The 14,763-nt window shown below is 53.6% G+C and carries 12 protein-coding genes; 4 read left to right on the top strand and 8 right to left on the bottom strand.

Annotation, left to right across the window (positions count from 1 at the left end):
• The coding region (locus FLS37_RS10865) for a hypothetical protein (RefSeq protein ID WP_157315105.1) at window positions 1-181 on the bottom strand (181 nt) is incomplete at its 3' end.
• A 223-nt stretch (window positions 182-404) separates the two neighbouring features.
• On the opposite strand from FLS37_RS10865, the gene FLS37_RS10860 reads away from it, so the two are divergent.
• Entirely contained in the window at window positions 405-971 is a 567-nt protein-coding gene (locus FLS37_RS10860) for a hypothetical protein (RefSeq protein ID WP_157669951.1), read from the top strand.
• 243 nt (window positions 972-1,214) lie between these two features.
• Here the strand turns inward: FLS37_RS10860 and glmS are convergent, their stop codons facing one another.
• Window positions 1,215-3,050, bottom strand: coding sequence for a glutamine--fructose-6-phosphate transaminase (isomerizing) (gene glmS / locus FLS37_RS10855; RefSeq protein WP_157669950.1), 1,836 nt, complete (start codon window positions 3,048-3,050; stop codon window positions 1,215-1,217).
• Window positions 3,051-3,243: 193 nt separating this feature from the next.
• Here glmS and FLS37_RS10850 point away from each other — a divergent pair, with 193 nt between their 5' ends.
• Window positions 3,244-3,543, top strand: a complete 300-nt coding sequence (locus FLS37_RS10850) for a hypothetical protein (protein ID WP_157669949.1) — start codon at window positions 3,244-3,246, stop codon at window positions 3,541-3,543.
• Between the two features lie 119 nt (window positions 3,544-3,662).
• Here FLS37_RS10850 and FLS37_RS10845 read toward each other — a convergent pair whose 3' ends face one another.
• From FLS37_RS10845 to FLS37_RS10835, 3 genes are all read right to left on the bottom strand, one after another.
• Complete coding sequence (locus tag FLS37_RS10845) at window positions 3,663-4,421, bottom strand: ABC transporter substrate-binding protein (RefSeq protein ID WP_157669948.1); 759 nt, start codon at window positions 4,419-4,421, stop codon at window positions 3,663-3,665.
• A 236-nt stretch (window positions 4,422-4,657) separates the two neighbouring features.
• Complete coding sequence (putA, locus tag FLS37_RS10840; RefSeq protein WP_157669947.1) at window positions 4,658-8,116, bottom strand: bifunctional proline dehydrogenase/L-glutamate gamma-semialdehyde dehydrogenase PutA; 3,459 nt, start codon at window positions 8,114-8,116, stop codon at window positions 4,658-4,660.
• Window positions 8,117-8,188: 72 nt separating this feature from the next.
• Window positions 8,189-9,820: a methyl-accepting chemotaxis protein gene (locus FLS37_RS10835; protein ID WP_157669946.1), complete on the bottom strand. Its 1,632-nt coding sequence runs from the start codon at window positions 9,818-9,820 to the stop codon at window positions 8,189-8,191.
• 160 nt (window positions 9,821-9,980) lie between these two features.
• Here FLS37_RS10835 and FLS37_RS10830 point away from each other — a divergent pair, with 160 nt between their 5' ends.
• Window positions 9,981-10,373: a group II truncated hemoglobin gene (locus FLS37_RS10830; protein ID WP_157669945.1), complete on the top strand. Its 393-nt coding sequence runs from the start codon at window positions 9,981-9,983 to the stop codon at window positions 10,371-10,373.
• A gap of 102 nt (window positions 10,374-10,475) precedes the next feature.
• On the opposite strand, the gene FLS37_RS10825 is transcribed toward FLS37_RS10830, so the two are convergent.
• Window positions 10,476-10,943, bottom strand: a complete 468-nt coding sequence (locus tag FLS37_RS10825; protein WP_157669944.1) for a tRNA (cytidine(34)-2'-O)-methyltransferase — start codon at window positions 10,941-10,943, stop codon at window positions 10,476-10,478.
• A 254-nt stretch (window positions 10,944-11,197) separates the two neighbouring features.
• Between FLS37_RS10825 and purU the strand changes: the two genes are divergently transcribed.
• Window positions 11,198-12,052 carry a formyltetrahydrofolate deformylase gene (purU, locus tag FLS37_RS10820; protein ID WP_157669943.1) on the top strand — a complete coding sequence of 285 codons (855 nt, stop codon included), beginning with the start codon at window positions 11,198-11,200 and terminating at the stop codon, window positions 12,050-12,052.
• A gap of 94 nt (window positions 12,053-12,146) precedes the next feature.
• On the opposite strand, the gene FLS37_RS10815 is transcribed toward purU, so the two are convergent.
• Window positions 12,147-12,995, bottom strand: coding sequence for a DMT family transporter (locus FLS37_RS10815; protein ID WP_157669955.1), 849 nt, complete (start codon window positions 12,993-12,995; stop codon window positions 12,147-12,149).
• Between the two features lie 342 nt (window positions 12,996-13,337).
• Complete coding sequence (cysG, locus tag FLS37_RS10810; protein WP_157669942.1) at window positions 13,338-14,729, bottom strand: siroheme synthase CysG; 1,392 nt, start codon at window positions 14,727-14,729, stop codon at window positions 13,338-13,340.
• Window positions 14,730-14,763: the final 34 nt, after the last annotated feature.

The raw sequence follows: 14,763 nt of genomic DNA, 5'->3' as shown, positions 1-14,763 counted from the left end.
AAACCATTTGTTCGCTCATGCGTAATATTTTGCTCACGGTCTTGGGCGACTCTCCTTCGTGCAAAGCCAATAAACCCAAGGCGCGTGGGCGAAAATTGGCGTGATGATGCTGTTGCGCCATGCTCTCTAACATGACGATTTCATCGGGCGTGAGTGGTTGACCTAAAAGATTACGTTTCAAGCTTGGCTCCTATGAAGAGCCTATTTTGAAGCAAAATTCATTCCAATTAGTTGCAAGGAACTACTTAGATCGATCTAAGCCATTGGCCGTGCGGCCAATAGCTATCAACTTCAAAAAGAAGGCTACTGAATTTGGATTGCAAACCTATGCTGGCAAAGTTAAGCACGCCTTGCTCAGTGATCTCGTCATCTAAAAATTTGGGCGTGAATGGTTGCAGGCCGTCATGCCTAAACTCGCAGCAAAGCCAGAGGGTAAGATATTAAATTCTATTGATGGTGTGCTCTATTGTTATAAGAGTTCATCAACATCAGTCGCCTATTTGCTTGCCGCATGCGCCTTATTTGAAACATATGATCAAGCTATGCTGGCGCTTGAAGCGACTGATCAAGAAGAGCAAGTGGTCAGTAGTCGCCAAACGATACGTATTAATGAATACGAATTACTCAAATACTATGCAGCGTCAAATGGCGACTATCGAGCAACCACGGAGCTGTTCCCAAACATCAATGACTTTGTGGTTCGCAATCGATTACAAGCACTTGGCTTGCCAAACTTTGGTGGTAGGGGCCACCCTAATTTGTTACAAGCAGCTAGTGCTTTTTATCTGGAGCAAAAATCATTAATTGAGTCCGCTACTGTATTTGACATTCCCTTGCCACAACTGGAAAGTCTAGTGCGAAATGTTGGAGTGAGCATGGCGAAGGTGCTGAAAATGATTGCTCAGGGCGGAGAACAGCGATTCTTTACGAAGACACAACAAAATCTGCCGACTGTATGTTTTGCTAACTGAACCAAAAGCAATGAATAACTAATCAAAGGAGTGACCAGACTAATCTGCACTCTATGCTATGTGCCTTAATTACGATATAGAGCACCTTTGTAAGCGTTAGTCACAACTTTAAAAATGCCCCTTCGCTGCAAGTGGCATTTTTAGTGGGTTCAATTTCACGACTATATTAGACAAGTTGCGACTTTAATTGCTAAGTTGCGACTTTAATAGGTTGGAATATCAGAAGCGTCCGGGATGCAACAACTATTCGACAGTCACCGATTTGGCGAGGTTTCTAGGTTTGTCTACATCAGTGCCTTTGCGATGTGCTGTGTGATAGGCCAAGAGTTGCAAGGGTATACTAAATACAATCGGTGCGAGTGGGCCGGTGTTCATTGGCAAAATCAGGGCTGATTTGACGTAGGGCAGTGCGGCTTCGCAGCCTGGCTCGGCGATGAGGAAAATTTGCCCTCCGCGTGCTTCGACCTCGCGCAAATTTGACATTAATTTTTCAAACAATGCGTCATTGGCAGCACACACAATCGCGGGCATGTTTTCATCCACCAGCGCCAGCGGGCCGTGTTTGAGCTCGCCTGCAGCATAACCCTCTGCGTGAATGTAGGCGATTTCCTTGAGCTTGAGCGCACCTTCCAGTGCAATAGGGAATAAAGTGTTGCGGCCTAGATAGAGCGCATGCTGGAAGTGGCTCAGTGCTTGCGCCCAGCCTTCCATCTCGGCTTCCTGTGCCAATACCGCAGTGATCATCGCAGGTAGGCGCGGTAGCCAGTTGGCCAGCTCGGCTAGCTGCGTCCCATCTAGGGTTTGCCGTGCCTGAGCCAGACTGCCAGCCAAGACATAAAGTGCAGCCAGTTGCGTGGTAAAGGCTTTGGTGGAGGCGACACCAATTTCAATTCCGGCCTGGGTCAGCAGCACCAGATCGGCTTCACGAGTCAGGGTGGAATGGGCCACATTGCACAAGGCCAGGATTTTCACGTCGCCGCGTTCTCTGGCATTTCTGATGGCAGCCAGCAAGTCAGCCGTTTCACCCGATTGCGAAATGGCAATAATCAGGGTGCCTTGCTGTTCAAGGCCTTGGCTATAGCGGTATTCGCTGGCGATGTCCACGCTGACTGGCATACCGGTATATGCCTCTATCCAGTATCTGGCGACTAGCCCGGCGTGATAACTTGAACCGCAGGCAATAATCCGTACCGCGCTAGCCCGGCTAAAAATATCTGCAGCGGTGTCGCCAAACAATTCAGGTTTAAACCCCTGACTGAGCGCCTGATTCAGGGTGTTGGCCAGCGCGACGGGTTGCTCGAAGATTTCTTTTTGCATGTAATGGCGATAAGGGCCAAGTTCGGCCGAATCACTGCACACATCCAGCGTACGCGTCTGGCGTTCGGTCGGCAGCCCGGCGTGATCCCAAATCCGGATGCCGCTAGCATCCAGCAGCGCTATGTCACCTTCTTCGAGATAAATCATTTTCTGCGTCAGAGGGAGCAAAGCGGCGATATCGGAGGCAAAAAAACTTTCCTGAAAACCCAGACCGATGACCAGAGGACTACCTTGGCGGGCACAAATGACTTCAGTCGGATGAGCCAGATCAAGCACGCCAATTGCAAACGCGCCTTTAAGTTTCTGAATGGCCAGGCGGACAGCGGAGAGAAAATCAGCCGTGATTTTGGATTGCTGTGCAATCAAATGAGCGATGACCTCGGTATCGGTATCTGAGCTGAAAGCAAATCCGTCGCAGATCAGTTCTGCTTTGAGTTCGGCAAAATTCTCAATAATGCCGTTGTGTACCACCATGACACTTTCTCCCCCCAAATGGGGGTGTGCGTTTGCTTCGGTAGGGGCGCCATGCGTTGCCCAGCGCGTGTGGGCAATGCCAATGAGGCCATTTGTAGTTGATGCTTTTTGCGCCAGATCGGCCACACGCCCAGCTACACGAATCCGCTTCAGTTTCGACGCATCGCCGGCATGCTCAATAGTGGCAAGACCACTTGAGTCGTAGCCGCGATATTCCAATCGCGCCAAACCTTCCAGCAACATGGGTACAACATTTCGAGTCGAGATAGCGCCAACAATTCCACACATAAGCCAAGATCCTTAATTGATGCAGTGCAACGCCCGAACTGTAGGCGAGTTGCTTGCTAGTGTCCCTAAACAAAACACCTTATAAGCAGAGTGCAAGTGCTTTAGCGGGTCTTGACCGTTTGACGGATGGCGCTATCAATGCCTAGCTGGCTCACTACATTGAATTAAAGGTTTATGCGGGTTGGAGCTTGATATGGCCATTCAATTATTAAGTCTAGGCGTCATTGGAGTGCGCTTGCTTGATCGAATTCTAACGGCCAAAGCAATTTACCCAGAAGAGTTGGCCGATCAAATCGTAGATGAAATCAATCAATATTTAAGCCGGGCACCAGAAGCCGAAAAAGCCATGTTGTTTAATCTGGCTTGCGAAGTGCACGAGGCGCTAGCTGATCGCTATGGTCGGGTGGATGCACCCCAAACTCGTCTTGATATTTCACAGATAATGGGTCTTTTGGTCTATCGCGCCAAAATGACGGCAAATCAGGGACGCTGAAGCTGCCATTTTTCATCCCCGTTTGTTCAATATGAACTACCAAAACTCACCGTATGGTTTGTGGCTATTTGTTGTATCAATCCCAATTTACAGTCAAATTCAATGCTTGCTCAGCCTGTTTACTGCAGGCTGGCTTTGAATTGCTGCTCCAACTGTGCATATTGGCCATTGGCTTTGATGGTGCTCAGACCTTGCTCGAACACTTGGCGCAGGCGTAAGCCGTCGGGGTGTTTTTTGCTAAAGCCGATATAAAACCTGGCCTGATTGACCAGACCCACTTCGATGATTTGTGTGCGGTAGCGCTGGTTGTTTTTCTGCATCAATTTGGCGGGCGTGCTATTGACCAGCGCATATTGTACCCGTCCGGCAAGTAGCTTTTTGAATTGCACCTCGTCGCTGGGCGAGCCGTCTTTGAGGATTTTACGGTTATTCATGATCAGTGGCGGGTAGGTGTAGCCATTGGTGATGGCGACCGTGTGGCCTTCCAGATCGGCCACCGTGATTTTGCGATGCGGTGCTTTGGCAAAAATGGATAGGCCTTCTACAAACAGCGGTGTTTTGTGAAAGTGGTATTGCTGCTCGTTTTCACTATTGATTTCGATGTCAAAGCAGGCCAGAGCTGCGCCCGATAGTGTTTCGCGCAGGCAGCGGGTAAATGGCACCGCGTTGTAATTGACCTTGATGCCCTGGCTGGCAAAGGCTGCGCTGATCACTTTGGGGGCAAAACCCTGTATTTTGCCTGCGGCAACGTAGGAGTAGGGGGCCCAATCGTCTTCGGCATTCAGTGTGATGCTTTCGGCGGCGTTGGCGCTCGGTAGTGACACGCAGGATAAAGTCAGCAGACTCAGAGATAAAATTAGGGCAAAAATCTTGTGCATGGCCATATTCGTGCGTTCTTTTATACTTGGTCTTTTTGCCACTGCCTCACAGGCTTTGGAGTATTTCTATAGGGTATATCTAGCTAGGCTAGTTATTGATTGATTGCTATCTGGCTGTATACCCAATTTGGTATCTGCCAGCTTATCAGCACAATTCTTGTGCGTTATCCAGACTGTGCTGCTGTAATGATTGTCGGCGCAATCGATTTGCCGTGCAATCTTCAACTGGGCTTTGTTCAGATAACTGGCCTCATTTGCACAGTTGCAACTGCGTCCGTGCCGCTGATGCTGTACTCCTGTACTAGCTGCTGCAAAGGCCAACGCCCGTCTTCATAAGGCAAGATCAGTGGTGCCAGGCTGTGCTGGGCCAGACGTTTTTCGCAGGCGTCGGCAATATTGGGGTGACACATTGCCGCTGATATTGATTCTTGCAATGGATCGTCCGACCAGATGATGTGCTCAAGTTGAAAGCTGCGCAAAGCGCTATTGCGCTGGTGGTGGCTGGAGAGCACTGCCTGATTGCCTGTTAGCAACACCATACCGATTTGCTGCACCAGATCCCATTCGCTCGGCCCCAGGCAGGCAATGCGCCCCAGGGGGCGATAACGCAGTTCATTGTATTCGCCCAGAATGCCGGGAAGGGCTAGCGCCTGTTGCAAGGGACTGCGTCTGGCGGCATCTTCGAACAGGATTTCCAGATCCAGCCCCTGATCGATGTCGGGCCAGAGCTGGGCGATTTTGCGCAATTCTTCGACATTGCTCGCCAGCTCGCGGTAATGAGGCTGGCAGGGGCTGGCGTGGCGCGTGAACTGCCACAAAGTCCACGGGCTGGCCAGCTTGCCGAGCGGGTGGCTGCCCACGATGGCATCGGCCAGATTGCGGTTGATTCGGTAGTTGCCAGCCCTGGTTTGTGCGATCAGTTGCTCGATGTGCTGGCTAATCCGGCTGTGGATGCCGAGCGTAGTGCAATTGGCTCGCGCGTTAATCAGGTGCCCCAATTCATGCTGCTGGTCTGCGTGGTAAGCCCAGACATAGAGAATCGGGCCGGGGGGGGCTGGCTTGAGCGTGGCTGGGTCGTCAATTTCAATCAGGGTTGGCGCCATGAATTGCCCGTCTGCCGCACTGGTACTCAGTTGTGGCTGAAATATCTGGCAGCCTTGCGCTCTGCGCTGGCTTATTTCCTGCTCAAGCGCGGCCAGTGCGGCGGGGTTGAGCATCGGCCCCAGATCGCTGGCAGCATGCGCCGGGTCTCCCACCACTAGGCTGTCCATCGCCTGTTTGAGCTGCAAAATCAACTGTTCCGCAATCTCTTGTTGCACACATAGCAGTCGCAAGGCTTCAGGGTGCTGACCGGCATTCGGCCACGCCGAATCCCGTACATCCCTGATTAGCAATGGTAGGGTGGCGCTGCTGTCCGCAACCATCACATTCAGGCTATGGGGATGTGCCAGCAGAACGCGGCCAGCGCCAAATTCGGCCAGCGTCTGGCGGACTTTATGCGCGCTGGCCTGCGTGCCCTGAAAGCAGACGCCTTGGCAACGCTGATCCAGCGTCAGTGCCGCGCCCAAGGCTGCGCCGCCGGGCAGCATTTGCAAGGCCGCCTCGGGAATGCCAGCCTGATGAAAACACCGGATGGCCTGCGTGGCGATCAGGCATGCTTCGGGCGCGGGTTTGGCAATTACCGTATTGCCAATGAGCAGGGCGGCGACAATCGGCGCGATCCACATCGCCAGTGGCGAGTGGCGATCACCAATCACAATCACAATGCCCAGCGGCGCTGGTGCTGTTTCAGGCCAGGCTGATCGGGCTTGCTGGGCATGGTAACGGCATAGATCAATGGCCTGACGCAATTCATTTCTTGCTTGCAGCAGGGTGTAGCCGCATTCGCTGACCAGCAGGTAGATCAGCGCGGCCTGGCGCTGCAACAACTGGTTTGAAACGGCGTTGATCAGTCTGGTGCGCTCCTTGATGCTGCGTGCATGCCAGCTGGCCAGCTGGGCTTGTGCGCTGGCAAACGCGGGCTCGATGGCGGCAAATGGTGCATCGTAGCAATGCCCGATCACTTGCCGGGTATCGGCGGGTTTGTAGCAGATGCGTGGTGCAGTATTGCTCTCTGGCTCTTTTTCCATAATGGGTCTAGCGATATACCCTTCACTATGATTTGAATTCAATAATGAATACCAGGCCAGACCCTGAGGCCAGAATAAAGGATCGTCAAGAGCCGGGGTTTCCCGTGGGGAAAAAATCTTGCAGGGCGCAGGAAAATGGCGCTCGCCCTTGGCGAGCAGCTCGCCAGCCTCTGTGCTCCCCGGCAGCTGTTGCACGGTGTCCGGATTGGCATGATGCTGCAAATAGCGTCTGACCAGATACGGCAATAAATCATGATGAGCGCCCACCGGGGCATACAGCCGGCACGGCCGGTCGATCCCCAGCTCTTTGGCGAGCTGATACAGCGTTTCACCCAGCCCAAAAAGTGCCTGAAATTCAAAATCATGCGACCCGGCCATCTGGTGAAGGTAAGACAGGGTAAAGGGATTGTGCGTGGCAAATTGCGGGTGGATACGCCCACCGCTTTGCAATAGTGCCTGGGCGCAGGCCAGATAACATTGCTCGGTGTGCTCGGCTTGTGTCCAGACCGGGTAGTGGCCGAGCGCTGCCTGCTGTGCCTGCCGGATTTCTCGCTCCCAGAATGTGCCTTTGACCAGCCGAACCTGAATCTGGCGTTGCGTCTGCTTGGTATACTGATTCAGCCATTTGACCGTATGCAGGGCATTTTTCTGGCAAGCCTGTACTGTGATTCCCAGCCCATCCCAGTGCGCCAAATGATCGGCCTGCAGCAGCCGTGACAATAACTGCAGCGTCAGTAGCTGGCGGCTGCTTTCTTCGGCTTCGATCATCAGGCCAATATCATAGTGCTTGGCCAGCAGGGCTAGCTGGAGCAGCCGCGGATACAGCACTTCCTGCACTTGCTGGTAATGCAGCAGAGTAAATTGCTCGTACAGTGTGGATAGCTTGACCGAGACGCTAGGGCTGAGCCGCGTGCCGCCCTGATGGGTACGGCCAATCAGGTGGATCGCAATTTCGTATTGCTCAAAGCAATAAGCCGCGTCTTCCCGGCCAATGGCCGGCTCGCCCGAGAGGGCAAACGCGTATAGAAAATCCGGGTCTTGCTGCTTCAGGGCGCTTTCAATGTCCCGGGCGATGATCAGCTGGCTTGCCAGCATATGCATGGCTTTTTTCATGCCTTCGCGGATGACGGGCGTTGCCAGTGGCTGTGGTAGATGTTCTGCCACATCCAGCCCCAATGTCGCCAGATTGATTGCCCATGATGGGCTGACACCGCGATAGGCGTGCCACTGGGCCGAGTGCAATTGCGTTTCAATAAAACGGTCTAGCTGTTGCTGATCGCCGATGCGTAAAACACCTTCGGCAAGATTGAGCAGGGCTTGTCCGGCAGGGCTGGACAGCGGGTATTGCGTCAACAGATTATCCACGCTGCCTTGCGCTTGCCGGGCAAATTGCAGCTTTTGCTTGAGTAAATGGGCCAGTGCATCGGCGCGCAAACTCTGCTCGGCCACCAGATGGACTGCGCCCCTGATTTGCCTGGCCAGGCTTAGCTCGTCAGCCAACTGAGCCTGGGCCAGCGGCGCAAACATGGTGGGTAAGGCGGGAAAGGCTGGCTGGGCCCGGATCATGGGCGGCTCCAGAAAAGCATCAGTGCAGAAGGCAATGTGTGGCCCTGTTCTGAAATGATCGGGTTTGCTGCCCTAGACTTTAAAGCGGCGGATGGTGTTATCCAGACTCTGTGCAATCTGGCTTAAGCGCTCGGAGAGCCGGTTGGTGCTGGCGGCTGCGCTGTGATTTTCTTCGCTGGCCTGGGCGATCTGCTCGACATGGCGGGCAATCTCATGGCTGGCCGTGCTTTGCTCCTTGATTGCGCTGCTGATGCTGGTAATGTGCTCGACCGAGCGCCGTGATACCACTTCAATTTGCGCCAGCGCCTCGGCAACGCTTTGCGTGCTGCGCACGCCGTTTTCAACCAGATGCGTAGCGGCCCGCATCCCTTCGGCGGCGGTACTGGTGTCTCTTTGCACCGAATCAATCTTGCTGGTGATTTCTATCGTCGCCTGCGTGGTTCGCTCGGCCAGCTTGCGCACTTCATCGGCGACCACCGCAAAGCCGCGCCCCAGATCGCCCGCTCGGGCCGCTTCAATCGCGGCATTGAGGGCCAGCAAATTGGTCTGGTCGGCAATATCCTTGATCACCATGGCAATGCTGCCAATTTCATCCGAGCGCTGATTAAGCTGCACGATCACCTGTGAAGAATGATTGATTGAATCGGCAATCTGGTTGATTTCAGTCGCAGCTTTTTGCGCCGTTAGGGCGCCTTCGGTCGCGGTTTGTGCTGCTTCGTGGGTTTCATGCTCCATATTGTGCGCGTTGTCGGCAATCATGTTCACGCTCACAGTCAGCTGCTCAATCGCTGCGGCCGTTGACGCCGACGCTTCGGCTTGCAGATGAGACGACTGGGTGATTTGCGACGAGGCGCTGGTGAGTTCGTGCGCGGCACTGATCAGCTCGCTGGAATTGCGGTTGGCCTGCGAAATCACCTCGCACATACCGGTAAACAGCCGATTGAGTGCGCTGGTGGTTTGGCCGATTTCATCCTGATTATGTGCTTTCAGGCGCAAACCAATATTACCGGTTCTGTCCATCTCGCCGATATCGCGCTGCATTTCATCTAGCGGCCTGCGGACGGCTTGGCTGATAAAATACACCGCAACAACTGCGACAGTTGTAGCTAGCAACATCAAAATCAAAGTGTTGCGCAAGGTGCTTTCTTCATTGGTGTTTACTTTTTCTGCAATCGCATTGACTCCTTGAATCGCCGCTTCTGCATGCTCATCAGAATCTTCGGATAGCTTGCGGATTACGGCCTTGTATTTATCAAAAGCCTCATTTGCTTCCTGAGTGGTGGTAAATTTGCCAGCAGCTACTTGCGCAGCAACTTCATTGAATGCAGTTGCATACGCATCAATCCCTTTTGAGAGCCCTTGTAAATCATTCGCTTGTTCAGTGTTGGCTACTTTGTCCAACTCGCTTAAGGTGATTTTTGAATGGTTTAGAGTTTTATCCCATTTTTCTTTGTATTCTGTTATTTTCTCGGGCTTGTTCAAATTCATGAATAAATCTTTCTCATAGCGCCGCAGCAAAAGTATATCTTCGGTAAAATCTGTCATCCCGACACCGTAAACGAGATCAGTGCTTAGCAATTGTTTGACCATCGCTGCCGAACTGCGCATGTGGTAAATTCCAGATATTCCAACCGCTATCAACAGTGCGATCAGGAATGCAAAGCCGACAGTTATTTTTTTGGAAATTGTAAGCTGGTTGAACATAAGGTGCCTCAATTTAATAGAGAACTGTTACTCAGTATAAAACCCAATCTTGTCTTAGCAAGCTGAACGATCAGTTGCAGGATTTGTTAGTCGAAAACAATATACAAAATTAACAATATTGTAATAAATATGTATTAATTAGTGGTGGTAGGGAGTGGTTATGTCAGGTGCTTGTGAGTTAAGCCCGTATGAGTTATTGGGTGGTGCAGCCGTGTTACGCCGATTAGTGGATCGGTTTTATGACATTATGGCGACAGATCCACGGGCGGCGGGCATCCACGCCATGCATGCGCCAGACAGCGCGCTGATTCGTGACAAGTTTTTTGATTTTTTGTCCGGCTGGCTGGGCGGGCCGCAATTATTCATTGAAAAATACGGTCATCCGCGTTTGCGGGCGCGGCATATGCCGTTTGCCATTGGCGAGGCCGAGCGCGATCAGTGGCTGCTCTGCATGTATCAGGCGATGAGCGAAATTACGATGAGCGATGCGCTGCGCGAGCATCTGGAAGAAGCATTTTTCAAAACGGCTGATTTTATGCGGAACAAAGACTAGGGTATATCGCTGTAGCCCTTGCTGAGATTGGTTTGGCGATGAATGCTAAGGTGAAGTATGTAAAGGCCGCAAAACAGCGGCCTTTTTCACCCCTAGGCGTACTTAAAAAATACCGCCCGCAAAATCATTCTGTCGCCAGGCTTCATACACCGTGATGGCGACGGCATTGGATAGATTCAGGCTGCGATTGTCCGGGTGCATCGGCAGGCGAATCCGGTCTTGCGGGGCGAATTCGGCCAGAACTTCGGCGGGCAATCCGCGCGTTTCCGGGCCAAACACCAGCACATCACCGGGTTTGAATTGCACCAGATCGTAGCGCTGCGAGCCTTTGGTGGTGCCGGCAAAAAATCGCCGTCCAGCCAGGGCGGCGCGGCAATCGGCCCAGTTTTCATGCACCTGCATGTGTGCGTATTCATGGTAATCGAGCCCGGCGCGGCGCATTTTTGTGTCGTCAAGCGGAAAACCCAGTGGTTTCACCAGATGCAGCGTACAGCCGGTATTGGCGGCCAGACGGATAATATTGCCGGTATTGGGCGGGATTTCGGGCTGGTATAAAACGATGTCGAACATAAGCTCTAAGGGTCACATGACAGCAGGTTGAAAAGCGCGGCAGCGGGCGGCTAAAGCTGGCAACAACGAGCGCCACGCCGAGTGCGGCAATGATACCAAAGCCGTGGCGAGGCTGTCGCAGGAACTGACTTGCCGCCTATTGGCGGCCCTGGCTGCGGCAAATGAGCTGATCAGGCACAAAACTCGTGGCTTTTGCCTGACATCAGCGGCGTGTGGCTGTTAGAATCGTTGCAACTTTTGTTTGCGAATCCATCATGAATCAAACTGCCACGCTCCTGATCAGCTGCCCAGACCGCAAAGGCCTGTCTGCGGCGATTGCCAACTTTCTGTATACCTATAACGCCAATATCGTTCACTCCGACCAGCATCAGGACAATACCGATAATCTGTTTCTGATGCGGATCGAGTGGGATTTATCCGATTTCACGCTGGATATGAACGCTTTTTCGGCGGCTTTTCAGCCGATTGCTGACCGATTCGAGATGACCTGGAAAGTGGCGCTGTCCAATCGCCCGCAGAAAATGGCCATTTTCGTGTCGAAATACGATCACTGCCTGGTTGATTTACTGCACCGGCACAAAAGTGGCGAACTCAATTGCGAAATCCCGCTGATTATTTCCAATCACGAAGATTGCCGCGCGCTGGCCGAGTTCTACGGTATCGAATACCACGTGATTCCCGTTACCAAAGACAATAAAGTGCAAGCCGAGGCCAAGCAAAAAGCGCTGCTGGTCGAGAAAGAAATCGATCTGATCGTGCTGGCGCGCTATATGCAGGTACTCAGCCACGAATTTACCGCGGCTTACCCGCAGCGAGTGATCAATATTCATCACAGTTTCCTGCCCGCGTTTGACGGTGCCAAGCCATATCACCGTGCTTTTGCGCGTGGCGTGAAGCTGATCGGCGCGACCAGCCATTATGTGACCGAAATTCTCGATGACGGCCCGATTATCGAGCAGGACGTAAACCGGATTTCTCACCGTGATGATGTCGAAGCGCTGATCCAGAAAGGTCGCGATCTGGAGCGCGTGGTGCTCTCGCGCGCGGTGCGCTGGCACCTGGAGCACCGCGTACTGGTGTATTCAAACAAAACAGTGATTTTCGACTAAGCGATTTTCGATTAAACCATCTTCGACTAGCTCAGCGGTGGCGGGCTAGACACAATGCGCGGCGATACCGCGCATTGTTTTTTTGCTGCACGAATTACAGGCAGACCAGCGCAGTGCCAAGCAGGATGATGATTGCACCGGCAATGGTATTGCCGCCGATATGTTCACCCAGAAACACTGCGCCCCAGAGCACGCCAAAGACCGGAATCAGAAAAGTAACCGTCAGCGTTGAAGCCGCGCCGATCTCCCTCACCAGACGGAAATACAACAAATAGGCAAAGCCGGTACACAGGACGGCCAGCGCAATAATTGCCAGCCAGACCGATGGCGTGGGCGTTGCTAGCGGCTGGCTGCTCAAAAATAGCGGCGCCAGCAGCAGGCTGGCTCCCCACATACTGCCGTGCGCGACCTGAAACGGCGCAATATGCTGGGCTTTGAGCTTGGTGTAGGCACTGGCAATTCCATAGCACAAAGTGGCTCCCAGGCAGGCCAGAATGCCCAGACCGGCCCCGACCTGAGTGCTGATCCGGTCAAACCCCACCAGCACCGCCACCCCCAGCATGCCAAGCAATAAGCCCAGACACACTTTGCGCGCTGGCATTTTGCGCATTAGCAAGGCCATGATCACCGCGCCCCAGATCGGTGCCGTGGCATTCAGAATCGACATCATCGACGCATTGAGGGTGCGGGCTGCAAAGCCGTAAGCCAGAAAAGGCAGCGCGGTATTAAACAGGCCGAGAAACAGATATTCCCGCCAGTTCTGCCAGTCAAACCGGTGCTTGAGCGCCGCAGCCACCAGCCCCAAGAACACCGCCGCCAGCCCGATGCGGGCGCTGATCAGCCAGATTGGCCCTAGGCTGGGGACGGCAATACGCATAAACAGAAAGGAAGCGCCCCAGATCGCAGCAAGCAAAATTAGGCGGGTGGCATTGGCAAAAGTCATGGCGGGCATCGCATCAGCAAGGTGGCTTTATTGTGCGATGCCTTGGCGGTGATAGCTAGGGTCTGTTGACGTTTGGGTTGCAGTCGCGCCAGCCGGATGTTTTATATAAAGTCTCGATTTGGCCGCTTTTGAGCTGACCCTGCGTTGCAAAAACCTTGCATAGAATGACTATGCGGTGGTTTTCGCGCCTGGTTTCAGCTCAAAATCAGCACAAACGCGATCTGCAAACCAAACGTCAACAGACCCTAGTGGTCATTGCTGCCGGATTTCCCGTATTGCCAATAGGCGATAAAGCCGTAGTGGCCGAGTATCGCAATTGCCCACGTTGCCAATGTGCCGGATTTATTGCCGCCAGTTCAACTGCTCGTGCAGTTTGACCACATCGCCAATAATGAGCAGCGCTGGCGGTTTGATGTGGCTGTCGTGAATGGTTTGCGCCAGTGTGCTGAGTTCGGCAATCACGACTCTTTGCTGCGCCGTGGTGGCGCGCTCAATGATGGCGACAGGGGTATTGCCTGCTCGGCCATGTTCAATAAGCTGTTCAGCAATATACCCTGCCTGTGCCACGCCCATGTAAACGACGACGGTTTCATTAGGATTCACCAGACGTGGCCAATCGAGCTCGAGTTTGTCGGCGTCGCTGTCGGTGGCGCGGCGATGGCCGGTGACAAAAGTGACCGATTGCGCGTAATCGCGGTGCGTCAGCGGAATGCCGGCGTAGCAGGAAGCGCCTGCCGCCGAGGTGATGCCGGGGACGACTTCAAACGGAATTTGCGCAGCGGCCAGCTCGGCAATTTCTTCGCCACCCCGGCCAAAAATAAAGGGGTCGCCGCCTTTAAGCCGCAATACTTTTTTGCCTTCCTGCGCCAGACGCACCAGCAGCAGATTGATTTCTTCTTGTGGCAGCGCGTGGTTATTCGATTTCTTGCCGACATAAATCCGCTCGGCGTCGCGGCGCACCAGCTCCATAATTTCGGCGCTGACCAGATTGTCGTACAGCACGACATCGGCTTGCTGCATCAGGCGCAGCGCGCGGAAAGTGAGCAGGTCAGGGTTGCCCGGGCCGCTGCCTACCAGATATACCGCACCCCGTATTGGCACCGAGCCCTTGTTAATTGCGTCCTCCAAGGCAATACGTGCCGTTTCAAGCTGGCCGGAAAAGACCTGATCGGGGATGGGGCCAGCCAGAACGTTCTCCCAGAATTGGCGTCGGCTGGCCGGATCGGGCATTTTTTCCTTGGCCAGTGCACGCAGCTGGCTGCCCATTTTGGCCAGCTCACCCCAGCCGTGCGGGATCAGTGCTTCCAGCTGGCTGCGCAAATGTCGCGCCAGCACCGGCACGCCGCCACCAGTGGATAAGGCGATGGTCAGCGGTGAACGGTCAACAATCGCCGGGGTAATAAAACGGCTGTGCGCCGGATCATCGACCGAGTTGACCAGAATGCCCGCCGCTTCACAGGCGGCAAACACCGCCTGATTGACGCTGGCGTGATCGGTGGCGGCAATCACCAGCCTTTGCCCGGCAATGTGCGAAAGTGAAAACTCGGCCGGACGCCAATGCACTTTGCCGTGCTTGACCATTTCACGCATTTCATCGCACAGCTCGGGCGCGACCACCGTAATATCTGCGCCAGCCGAGGCCAGCAGCCGCAGCTTGCGCACGGCAATTTCGCCACCACCGACGATCATGCAAGGCTGCTGTTTCAAGTTGATAAAAAGCGGGAAGTAGTCCATGGGTTTCACCTGCACAGTAAGGGGGCTATTGTCG

The organism is Chitinibacter sp. GC72 (assembly GCF_009760905.1).
GTDB lineage: Bacteria > Pseudomonadota > Gammaproteobacteria > Burkholderiales > Chitinibacteraceae > Chitinibacter.
Note: the sequence above shows the minus strand (reverse complement) of the source record. Positions and strands in the feature narration are given on the sequence as shown.

Bases quoted from the DNA above. Each gene is read 5' to 3' on its own strand.
- FLS37_RS10815 (WP_157669955.1), bottom strand. From the start codon at position 12,995: ATGACTTTTGCCAATGCCACCCGCCTAATTTTGCTTGCTGCGATCTGG.
- glmS (WP_157669950.1), bottom strand. From the start codon at position 3,050: ATGTGTGGAATTGTTGGCGCTATCTCGACTCGAAATGTTGTACCCATG.
- FLS37_RS10850 (WP_157669949.1), top strand. From the start codon at position 3,244: ATGGCCATTCAATTATTAAGTCTAGGCGTCATTGGAGTGCGCTTGCTT.
- purU (WP_157669943.1), top strand. From the start codon at position 11,198: ATGAATCAAACTGCCACGCTCCTGATCAGCTGCCCAGACCGCAAAGGC.
- FLS37_RS10830 (WP_157669945.1), top strand. From the start codon at position 9,981: ATGTCAGGTGCTTGTGAGTTAAGCCCGTATGAGTTATTGGGTGGTGCA.
- FLS37_RS10860 (WP_157669951.1), top strand. From the start codon at position 405: ATGCCTAAACTCGCAGCAAAGCCAGAGGGTAAGATATTAAATTCTATT.
- FLS37_RS10845 (WP_157669948.1), bottom strand. From the start codon at position 4,421: ATGCACAAGATTTTTGCCCTAATTTTATCTCTGAGTCTGCTGACTTTA.
- putA (WP_157669947.1), bottom strand. From the start codon at position 8,116: ATGATCCGGGCCCAGCCAGCCTTTCCCGCCTTACCCACCATGTTTGCG.
- FLS37_RS10825 (WP_157669944.1), bottom strand. From the start codon at position 10,943: ATGTTCGACATCGTTTTATACCAGCCCGAAATCCCGCCCAATACCGGC.
- FLS37_RS10835 (WP_157669946.1), bottom strand. From the start codon at position 9,820: ATGTTCAACCAGCTTACAATTTCCAAAAAAATAACTGTCGGCTTTGCA.
- cysG (WP_157669942.1), bottom strand. From the start codon at position 14,729: ATGGACTACTTCCCGCTTTTTATCAACTTGAAACAGCAGCCTTGCATG.